This window comes from Methylorubrum podarium, from assembly GCF_022179745.1.
Classification (GTDB): domain Bacteria; phylum Pseudomonadota; class Alphaproteobacteria; order Rhizobiales; family Beijerinckiaceae; genus Methylobacterium; species Methylobacterium podarium.
In genome coordinates this window covers 1-8,921 of the sequence record NZ_BPRD01000089.1, presented here as the reverse complement: position 1 = coordinate 8,921, position 8,921 = coordinate 1, and the positions used below count along the sequence as shown (strand labels likewise).

The 8,921-nt window shown below is 70.7% G+C and carries 10 protein-coding genes; 5 read left to right on the top strand and 5 right to left on the bottom strand.

Annotation, left to right across the window (positions count from 1 at the left end):
- Nucleotides 1-261: 261 nt before the first annotated feature.
- The gene (locus MFF42_RS04575; protein WP_238254704.1) at nt 262-1,464 is read right to left on the bottom strand and encodes an MFS transporter; all 1,203 of its coding nucleotides are present in this window, start codon (nt 1,462-1,464) and stop codon (nt 262-264) included.
- A gap of 113 nt (nt 1,465-1,577) precedes the next feature.
- Between MFF42_RS04575 and MFF42_RS04570 the strand changes: the two genes are divergently transcribed.
- Nucleotides 1,578-2,492 (top strand): LysR substrate-binding domain-containing protein, encoded by a 915-nt coding sequence (locus MFF42_RS04570; RefSeq protein ID WP_238254703.1) that lies wholly within the window; start codon nt 1,578-1,580, stop codon nt 2,490-2,492.
- Here MFF42_RS04570 and MFF42_RS04565 read toward each other — a convergent pair.
- Nucleotides 2,476-2,865, bottom strand: a complete 390-nt coding sequence (locus tag MFF42_RS04565) for a tautomerase family protein (RefSeq protein ID WP_009864586.1) — start codon at nt 2,863-2,865, stop codon at nt 2,476-2,478. The two genes, MFF42_RS04570 and MFF42_RS04565, sit on opposite strands and share 17 nt — an antisense overlap.
- Before the next feature lie 179 nt (nt 2,866-3,044).
- On the opposite strand from MFF42_RS04565, the gene MFF42_RS04560 reads away from it, so the two are divergent.
- Complete coding sequence (locus tag MFF42_RS04560; protein WP_238254702.1) at nt 3,045-3,941, top strand: HpcH/HpaI aldolase/citrate lyase family protein; 897 nt, start codon at nt 3,045-3,047, stop codon at nt 3,939-3,941.
- A 67-nt stretch (nt 3,942-4,008) separates the two neighbouring features.
- Here the strand turns inward: MFF42_RS04560 and MFF42_RS04555 are convergent, their stop codons facing one another.
- Nucleotides 4,009-4,377 carry a hypothetical protein gene (locus tag MFF42_RS04555; RefSeq protein ID WP_238254701.1) on the bottom strand — a complete coding sequence of 123 codons (369 nt, stop codon included), beginning with the start codon at nt 4,375-4,377 and terminating at the stop codon, nt 4,009-4,011.
- A 225-nt stretch (nt 4,378-4,602) separates the two neighbouring features.
- Nucleotides 4,603-5,277, bottom strand: a complete 675-nt coding sequence (locus MFF42_RS04550; RefSeq protein WP_238254700.1) for an HAD family hydrolase — start codon at nt 5,275-5,277, stop codon at nt 4,603-4,605.
- 171 nt (nt 5,278-5,448) lie between these two features.
- Between MFF42_RS04550 and MFF42_RS04545 the strand changes: the two genes are divergently transcribed.
- The 3 genes from MFF42_RS04545 (at nt 5,449) to MFF42_RS04535 (ending at nt 8,333) form a co-directional block, all read left to right on the top strand.
- A complete protein-coding gene (locus MFF42_RS04545) occupies nt 5,449-6,174 on the top strand; it encodes a hypothetical protein (protein WP_238254699.1) in 726 nt (241 codons plus the stop codon).
- A 98-nt stretch (nt 6,175-6,272) separates the two neighbouring features.
- Complete coding sequence (locus MFF42_RS04540) at nt 6,273-7,685, top strand: Wadjet anti-phage system protein JetA family protein (RefSeq protein ID WP_238254698.1); 1,413 nt, start codon at nt 6,273-6,275, stop codon at nt 7,683-7,685.
- 12 nt (nt 7,686-7,697) lie between these two features.
- Nucleotides 7,698-8,333, top strand: a complete 636-nt coding sequence (locus tag MFF42_RS04535; RefSeq protein WP_238254697.1) for a DUF4194 domain-containing protein — start codon at nt 7,698-7,700, stop codon at nt 8,331-8,333.
- Nucleotides 8,334-8,599: 266 nt separating this feature from the next.
- Here MFF42_RS04535 and MFF42_RS04530 read toward each other — a convergent pair.
- A partial coding sequence (locus MFF42_RS04530; protein ID WP_238254696.1) for a LysR substrate-binding domain-containing protein occupies nt 8,600-8,921 on the bottom strand: 322 nt, incomplete at its 5' end.

Here is an 8,921-nt window from a genome sequence, read left to right as displayed (position 1 = left end):
GCCCCCGCGCCGACGCCCATCGCGGTCCGGTTCTCGGCCTGCGCCGGTGCCGACAATCCCGCGAGCAACGCGAGGCCGGCGCAGGCGCCGAGGCAGGTCTTTCGCATCCGTTCGTCCCTTCGAAAAGCAGTTCGGGGACGCCCTTGGCCTTCGATCTTGACGAAAGGTTGACCTGCACAAGGCAGATTGACTTGACGGCACCTTGGCCGTGCAAGGAGAAGCGGCTGTCAAAGCCGCGCTTGTTCTTGCACAACCGCGCGCTCAACCCGGGTTGCAGGCCGCGAGCGGCCGGCGCAACCGAAGCACCAGCGGAACGATGGCGAGCGCGGTGGCGGCGGCGGCGAGGAGGCCGATGCCGGTGCCGGCCCGGTCGCCCAGCGCGCCGTAGGCGATCGGCGCGAGGCCGCCCGAACCGATCACCGCGGTGTAGAACTGCGCGAAGGCCCGGCCGACATCGCCCCGCGGCGCGAGGTCCGGCACGGTCCCGTAGAGCACCGAGGAGGTGCCGTTGAGGACGAGGCCGAGGACAGGCAGCAGGACCAGGGTCGGCCCGAGCGGCAGGACGAGGAGCGCGGCGATCCCCGCGGCGGTGGCCGTCTCGGTCGCGACGACGCAGGGCACGACGCCCAGGCGCGCCCCGAGCCAGCCGCACACGGCCTTGCCGAAGGCGCCGCCGGAAAAGACCAGGGCCAGGGCGAGCCCTGTGGTCGTGCCGGTGCCGCCCTTCGCCTCCAGCAGGAAGGGCAGGAACAGCAGGGTGCCCATCCGCGTGGCGGTGTCGAGGGCGCCGACCGTCATCAGCAGGGCGAAGCCCCGGCCCTCGCCGCCGATCCGGCCGGCCCGCGCCGGCGCCGCGGCCAGCGAGCCCCGCGGCAGGACGAGGGCGAGCGCCAGCGCCACGGCGAGCCCCACCCCCGCCATCAGCCCGGCGACCGGCCGCCACGCCAGCATGCCGAGGAGCAGCGCCACGGTGACCGGGAACAGCGCCTTCCCGAGATCGCCGGCGAAGTTGTAGATCCCGAGCGGCCCGCGCGCGGCGCCGCCATAGGCCTGCGCGACGAGGAGCGAGGCGCGGGGATGCTGGATGCTCGCGCCGATCCCGGCCAGGACCAGTCCGGCGCAGAGCCCGGCCAGGCTGCCGCTCAGCGCCATCACGCAGAAGCCCGCGGCGGCGACCACGGTCGAGACGGCGAGGCTCGCGCGGATCGGCCATCGCGCCGCCAGCCGGTCGGCGGGCATCTGCAGCCCGCCCATGGTGGCGTAGTAGAGGCTGCGCAGGACGGCGAGGCCGGCATAGCCGAGGCCGAACTCCGCCTGCCAGACCGGCAGCAGCACGTAGAGCAGGTCGGTGTAGCCGTCGTGCAGGGCGTGGGCGAGGCAGGCCCCGCCGAGGCTGCGCCGTGGAGCATCGGGGCGCACGCCGTCGCCGCGCATCGATCCGTCGAGTCGAACGGCCTGGTTCACACGAAAAATCCTCGCCAAACGCTTGCGCCGGGAGCCTAGACCCGTGAGCTTTGCGGGATGAGTGCCGCTCGATGCACGGGTTTCGTGCGGTTTCCTCACGGATGGGAGGAGGAATGCGCCGGTTGCCGCCGCTCCACGCGCTGCAGGTGTTCGAGGTCGCGGCACGGGCCGGCAGCTACGCCCAGGCCGGCCTCGAACTCGGGCTGACGCACGGGGCGGTGAGCCGTCAGGTCGCCGCGCTGGAGACGTGGCTCGGCCAGCGCCTGTTCGTGCGGGTCGGGCGGCGGATGGTGGCGACCCCGGCGGCCCGCGTCTTCGCCGAGGAGATCAGCCTGTCGTTCGACCGGCTCACGGCGGCGGCGGAAGCCTGCGGCCGGCCCCAGGCGCCGCGGGTCCTGCGGGTCAGCGCGCCCTCGACCTTCGCGATGCGCTGGCTGATCCCGCGCCTCGACGGCTTCCACGCGGCCCGTCCCGGCACGGACGTCCGGGTCACCACCACGACGACGCTGCAGGACGCATTGCGCGGCGGGTTCGATCTCGCGGTCCGGCGCGGCCCTGCGCCCTGGCCGCAGCACCGTGCGGTGCCCTTCCTGGCCGAGGCCGACACCCTGGTGGCGAGTCCCGCCCTGCTGCGCGACAGGCCGCTCGAAACCTTGCGCGACCTCGAAGACCACGTCCTCCTCGGCACCGAGACCCGTCCGGGGGACTGGGCCGACTGGCTGGCGGCAGCCGGCGTGACCTTGCCCGGCGGCGTCCGCCGCCGGGTGTTCGACCATTTCTTCGTGACGCTCCAGGCCGTGGAGGACGGCGCCGGCCTCGGCATCGGGCCGTTCCCGGTCCTCGACCGGATGGTCGCGGCGGACCGGCTCGTCGCGCCCTTTCCGGAGATCCGGGTCGAGCGGGCGGCCTACTTCGCCCTGACGCCGTTCGACGCCGACAAGTCGCCCGCCCTCACCGCCCTCATCGATTGGCTGGTGGCGGAGGGCGCGCGGCCGGCCCCGACGAGGCCCCTCACAATTCCCCGGTGAGGAACTGCGCCCGGCCGTGCCCGAACGACCAATCCTCGTCGGTGTTCTCCACCGTCGAGACCATCACGTCGGCCGGGGCGATGCCGCAGGCCGCCTGAAGCTTTTCCGTGAGCAGCCGGTAGAACAACTCCTTCTTCTCGCGACCGCGTGGCCGGGTGATCATCTGCACCACCACCACGTCCCGCGTGCGGGGAATGTCGAGGCCGGTATCCTCCACGATCATCCGCGACGGCTTGTGCTCGGTCACGATCTGGTAGCGGTCGCCCGGCGGCACCTGGAAGGCTTCGAGCATCGCCTCGTGCGCGGCGTCGAGCAGAGCCTTCAGCTCCGCGTCGCTGCGGCCCTCGATCAGGTCGAAACGCATCAGGGGCATGAATCACTCTCCAGAACTCGCGGCGGGGATGCGCCCCTGGCGGTCGCCGGGCGCCCGCGGTTAAGTAGCCTCGCTTCCGGCCGCTTCCAACCGATCGGGATTTTTCGTATTATGCATTCAAACGAGGGCAGGGAGCGGGGCGCGGCACCCCTCATCGGCCCCCAAGGAGGAGGTGAGACATGTCCGATCTACGGTTGCGCCGCAGCGTTCTCTACATGCCGGGATCGAACCCGCGCGCCCTCGAGAAGGCGAAGACGCTGCCCGCCGATTCGCTGATCCTCGATCTGGAGGACGCCGTCGCGATGGAGCAGAAGGAGCTCGCCCGCGAGCAGGTCTGCGCGGCGGTGATGGGCGGCGGCTACGGCCATCGCGAACTCGTGATCCGGGTGAACGCGCCGCAGACGCCCTGGGGCGACGGTGACCTACGCGCGGCGATCCAGGCCAAGCCCGACGCGATCCTGATGCCCAAGGTGTCGTCGCCGGCGGTTCTGGAGAGCGTGGCCGACGCGCTGGAAGCGCTCGACGCGCCCGAATCGATCGCGGTCTGGGCGATGATCGAGACGCCGGCCGCGATCCTCAACATTCACGAAATCGCCAAGGCGCGCCGCGACCGCCGCAACCGGCTGACCGGTTTCGTGCTCGGCACCAACGATCTGGCGAAGGACACCTGGGCGCAACTGGTGCCCGGGCGCGTGCCGATGCTGCCCTGGATGATGTTCACCCTGGCCGCGGCGCGCGCCGAGGGGCTGATCATCCTCGACGGCGTGTGGAACGACATCGCCGATCCGGAGGGATGCCGCGAGGAGTGCCGACAGGCGCGCGACCTCGGCTTCGACGGCAAGACGCTGATCCACCCCAACCAGATCGAGCCCGCCAACACCTCGTTCGCCCCGACGGAGGAGGAGGTGCGCCGCGCCCGCCTCGTGATCGAGGCGTTCAACCTGCCGGAGAACGCCAAGCGTGCGGCGATCAAGGTCGAGGGCCGCATGTACGAGCGCCAGCACATCGACATGGCCCGCCGCGCCGTGGTCTGGTCCGAGACCATCGCCGCCCGCGACGCCGCCTCCGCGTCCTGAACGCGAAACGGCCGCGCCCGGGAGGGCGCGGCCGTGCCGTCATGAGAGGCTGTGACGGCGGAAGGGCTTACCAGCCGTAGCCGTACCCGTAGGCCGGGCCGCCCCAGGAGTAGCCGCCATAGGCGCGACGCGGGGCGTAGTAGCCGTCGTCGTAGTAGCCGACGCTGCGGTAGCCGTAAGCGGGACGGCCGTAGCCGTACCCATAGCCGTAGCCGGCGACCGGACGGGCATAGCCGTAATCGTAGCCGTAACCGCCGTAACCGTAGCTGTTCGAGGCGGCCGCGCCGAGCAGCGCGCCGGCCGCGAGACCACCGACGACGCCGGCCGCGATCGCGCCGCCGCCACCGCGGCCACGCCAGCGGGCTTCGGCATCGGTCGAGGACAGGGCGCCCACGCCGAGCACGGCCACGGCGGACAGAATCGCAAGCTTCTTCATCAAGTCTCTCCGAAAGAGGTGGATCGCCGATCCATTGGCACCCCAACGAGCACGTGCTGGATTCGGTTCACTCTCGATGTGCCGAAGCTCACGTTGCATCCTGTCGCATGAACGGCGGTGCAAGCGCCCGTTCATCCAATTGTCAGGATCGCGCGGCTGCACCATGCATGGGTTTGACTGCGGCTCAGCGCCGATCTGAACTTGGCCGTATCGCCGCCGTCGCGCTCAGCGCCGCCCGCCGACCTCGTCGAGATGTTGCAGAAGCATGGCGGGGTCGTCGTAGACCCTGACGGCCCCCGAACGCTCCAGCTCTTCCGTGCCGTATCCGCCGGACAGCAGGCCGACCCCGAGCCCACGGCAGCGGCGGGCCGCCAGCATGTCCCAGATCGAGTCGCCGACGATCACCGCGTGCTCGATCGGCGCCTTCAGCCGTTCGGCGGCGGCGAGGAACAGGTCGGGATCGGGCTTGGCGTATTTCACGAGGTCGCGCGTCACCACCGGCACCTGATCGGGATCGACGCCGAGGGCGACGAGGTTGTGGCCCGCGGTCTCCATCCGCCCGCTGGTGGCGATGGCCCAGGGGATGCCGTTGTCGGTGAGCGTCGCGAGCAGCTCCTTGGCGCCCGGCAGCGGCACGACGCCCTTCGAGAGCCGGCCATAGGCTTCCGCGTGCAGCCGCCGCAGCCGGTCGATCCGCTCCGGATCGATGTCGAGCCCGGTCTCGCGCAGCAGCTGGTTGGTGAAGAGCCCGCCGCTCATCCCGATCTTGCGGTGGATGCGCCAGACGGAGAGCGGAATCCCCTCCGCGTCGAGCGCCTCCTTCCAGGCGAGAACGTGCTGGTAGACGCTGTCGACCAGCGTGCCGTCGAGGTCGAACAGGAAGACGGTTTCGATGCGCATGGGGGCTCCTGCGGTCTCCGCGATGGAAGGGGCTCGGCCGACGATGCGTTCCCGCGACGCGCCTCCGGCGCTTCACGCCGGTGCCGGGCCGAGATGCATTGCCCGCCTCATTCGGACGGTCACGACTGATCTACTCCGTTCAAGGATCGTCGTCGCCGGAGTGGAAATCAGGTGGACGGCATGACATCATTTGATGACATGCCGTGGGGTCCGGAAAAAGCTGTCTTCGTGCTCGAAGCGCTCGATGTCGCGCTGTGGTGTCCCGTTCTCGCGGCGAAGTTCGCCGTTGCCCGTCTCGACGACCTGCGGGTGATCCTCGGCGAGGTATGCGCAACGGATCCCGGCCTCGCCCGGTGCTATCCTCTGGACGCGGCCGAGCGAGAGGCGGTGGAAGCGCGGTTCGACGTCGGGCTCGATCTCGCGGCGCTCGGCTCGCGGACCATCGAGGTGCATCTCTCGCGGCTCCGTCGGCAAGTCACGCACGTGCCCTACCTCGTCCATACGGGTTTCGAGCTGCCGCTGCTGCTGGAGGGGCGCAAGACGCTGGCCTGCATGCCTTACGAGTATCCGCCGCATCGCTTTCCCGGCGAGGACAGCTTCGACCGGTGGGTCGAACGAGGCGTGCTCCACAAGGAGGTCGTGCTGGAGCCGTTCGAACCCAATCCGCGGTTCGAAGGGCTTCGAACCGCCTATTACACGCCGAAAGGCGAGGAATGGCGCATCCCGGCCCACAAGCTCCTGCGCAGGGCGTCAGGGCCGGGCGGCGGCTGGAACGAGACGTTCGAGCGTCTGGAAGGAATGCTCCTCGGCTACGAAGATTGGCAGAACGATTGGTGGATCGCCTCGCGGCCGGGGCGCCTGCTCGGCAGACCCGAGGCGCTGACCACGATGCGGTGATTGCGACGAGACGCCGGCATCCAGAGCCAAATCGGCGGACCGAAGCGTCCGGATTGGCCTAGCCCGCGCGCGGTGTGATACCGGCTGGGCGCGAAAAAATGCTGTTCACCCATCTCGCCGACGACCTCTTCCGCCCGCTGGCCTCGCCGAGCCGCGCCTTTAACGCGGCCCTGCTGCTGCACCTGCACGCGCGCGTGTTCGGCGACGCCGCCGAGCCCCTGCGCAAGAGCGAGCTTCTGGCGGCGATCGGCGATTTCTCCGTCGGCTGGAGCCAGGCCGAGATCGCCGACGACGAGGCCACCCCCGTCGATCCGATCGAGCGGCGCTCGGCGGTGTTCCGGCGGCTGATCGAGGCGGGCTGGCTGGTGGAGCGGCGCGAGCGCTACGTGCCGGTGGTCGATTTCGACCCCGACGCGCGGCTCCTGATCGAGGAACTCGCCCGGATCGAGCGCGGCGAGACCCGCTCCTACGGCGGCGCGGTGCTGGAGGTGCTGAGCGCGCTGGAGAGCGCCATCGCCAGCCCCGCCGACCGTTCGGAGGCCCTGCGCAACGCGGCGAAAGCCTCGCGCACCTTCCTCGGCCACCTGCGCGGGCTGGCCGGGGCGATGCGCAAGCTCGAAGAGCGCATCCTGCGCGAGCCCGACCTCAGCGCGGCCTTCCGGCTCTATTTCGAGGAATTCGTCGAGCGCCACCTCGTCTCCGACTACCGGACGCTGCACACCCGCTTCAATCCGTTCCGCTTCCGCTCGGGCATCGTGCGGGAAGCAGGCCGCGCCTTGCGCGATCCGCTGACGCTCAGGGCGCTGGCCGACGGCAACCTGCGGGAGGGCCGCGCCGCCGACCTCGCGGCGGCCGAGCGGATGGTGCGCACCGACCTCGTCGAGATCCTCTCGATCTTCGAGGGGCTCGACCCGCATCTCGACGCGGTATCCGAGGTGGTGACGCGGCTGGAGCGCCGCATCTCGGCGGCGTTGCGCTACCGCGACCCGCGCGATTCCGCCCGGATCGAGCGGGCGGCGGCGGCGCTGCGCGCGGTCGGCGCCGGCGAGGACGACCTCGCCGGCCTGCCCCTGCCGCAGATCTCGCTGCTGCGTCCGCCGATCGGCCCGCCGCAGCTCACCAACCCGCGCCTGCCGCGCCGGATCATCGAGTACGAGCCGCTGCCCGAGATCGACGTCGATCCGGCGATCGAGGCCTTCATCGCCGCCAAGGACGAGTTCCGCCGCCGCATCACCGTGACGCCGGAGCGCATCGTCGCCTATCTCGATGCCCGGCTCGCCCAGGTGCCGGCTCTGCGCGGCTCCGACATCGCGGTCGACGACGTCGACGCCTTCGTGGTGTTCCAGCGCCTGCGCGAGATCGACGTGCTGTTCGACGGCGTGCTGCGCAGCCGCTACCGCGTCGCCCGGATCGAGGGCCGCGTCTCGAACGGCTGGCTCGACTGCCCGGACTTCACGATCGAGCGCGTTCGGGCCCCCGCCGCCCGGCGCGGAGCCGGCAAAGCAGGCTGAACGGACAAGACGATGCTCGAACCTTTCCGCGCGATCCTCGACGGCGAGGAGCCGCCCCCGCCCGGCAGCTCGGCGCCGAGCGAGGAGGAACTGATCCGCGCGCTTCAGGTGATGCTGAAGAGCCAGTGCATCTACGCCGCGAGCACCGGCATCGGCCGCTCCTACGAACTCGCCCGGCACTACGCGCCGTTCTTCCGCGACTATTTCGCTTGCCTCGGCTACCGTTTCGAGGTCGCCCACCGCGACCAGATGGTGTTCCTAGGTCTGCCGCCGGACGGCGTGCGCCACGACGCGCAAGGGGAGCGGCTGCGCAAGGACGAGACCCTGGTGCTGCTGTCGCTCCGGCTCGCCTACGAGGAGGGCCTTCGCGATCACCGCGTCTCCACCGACGGCACGGTGGAGTGCACCACCGACGACATCGCCGACGCGATCCGCTCCGCCGCCCGGACCGAGCCGCCGGACGAGGCGCGCCTGATCGAGATCCTGCGCCTGTTCGCCCGCAAGGGGGCGCTGCGTCTCGGCGAGCGCGACCGGGCCGAGCGGGTGACGCCGCTGATGGTGATGCCGGGCATCACCGTGCTCTCGCCGGATGCCTGGATGGATCAGGTCCGCGCCTGGGCCTCCGCGGGGGAGGGGAGGGGCGTCTGATACGGCTTCCGGTTGATCACCTCGGGTTTGACTCCACGCCGTCATCGCGAGGCGGAGCCGAAGCGATCCAGGGCGCGACCTCTCCGGAAAAGGCGCGCCCTGGATTGCCACGGCTTCGCCTCGCAATGACGGAGGAAGAGACCGAGCCAATCAACCGGAAACAGTATGAGACCGAACGGCGATGAGCCCGGCTCATCGCCGTTCGCCCACGCGAATGCGTGGCGGCGGTCGTCCGCTGGGCGCGTTGATCCCGACCGAGGGCGGGATCAAGGCACGCCGATGTGGGGCGAAGCCTCTTCCTGGGCCCAGGGCGCGGTGGAGAAGGCCTGTTCGAGAAAGGCGATCAGCGTCGAGACCCGAGCCGGCCGCGGCAGGCCCGGCGGCATCACCAGGTTGAGGGCGATCGGCGGCGGCTGCCAGTCCGGCATTACCCGCTCCAGCCGGCCCGACTTCAGATCCTCCCAGATCGTGAAGTCCGGCTGCACCGCCAGCCCGAGCCCGGCGCGCAGCGCTGGCGCCAGGGCGTCGGCGTTGTTGGCCCGTAGCGGACCCTCGGGAACGATGGTGACCGTCTCGCCGGCGGCGTTG

What these genes read in the sequence shown, in the direction of transcription:
- MFF42_RS04535 (WP_238254697.1), top strand. Translation starts at nt 7,698, where the DNA reads ATGCTCGAACCTTTCCGCGCGATCCTCGACGGCGAGGAGCCGCCCCCG.
- MFF42_RS04550 (WP_238254700.1), bottom strand. Translation starts at nt 5,277, where the DNA reads ATGCGCATCGAAACCGTCTTCCTGTTCGACCTCGACGGCACGCTGGTC.
- MFF42_RS04560 (WP_238254702.1), top strand. Translation starts at nt 3,045, where the DNA reads ATGTCCGATCTACGGTTGCGCCGCAGCGTTCTCTACATGCCGGGATCG.
- MFF42_RS04570 (WP_238254703.1), top strand. Translation starts at nt 1,578, where the DNA reads ATGCGCCGGTTGCCGCCGCTCCACGCGCTGCAGGTGTTCGAGGTCGCG.
- MFF42_RS04555 (WP_238254701.1), bottom strand. Translation starts at nt 4,377, where the DNA reads ATGAAGAAGCTTGCGATTCTGTCCGCCGTGGCCGTGCTCGGCGTGGGC.
- MFF42_RS04540 (WP_238254698.1), top strand. Translation starts at nt 6,273, where the DNA reads ATGCTGTTCACCCATCTCGCCGACGACCTCTTCCGCCCGCTGGCCTCG.
- MFF42_RS04565 (WP_009864586.1), bottom strand. Translation starts at nt 2,865, where the DNA reads ATGCCCCTGATGCGTTTCGACCTGATCGAGGGCCGCAGCGACGCGGAG.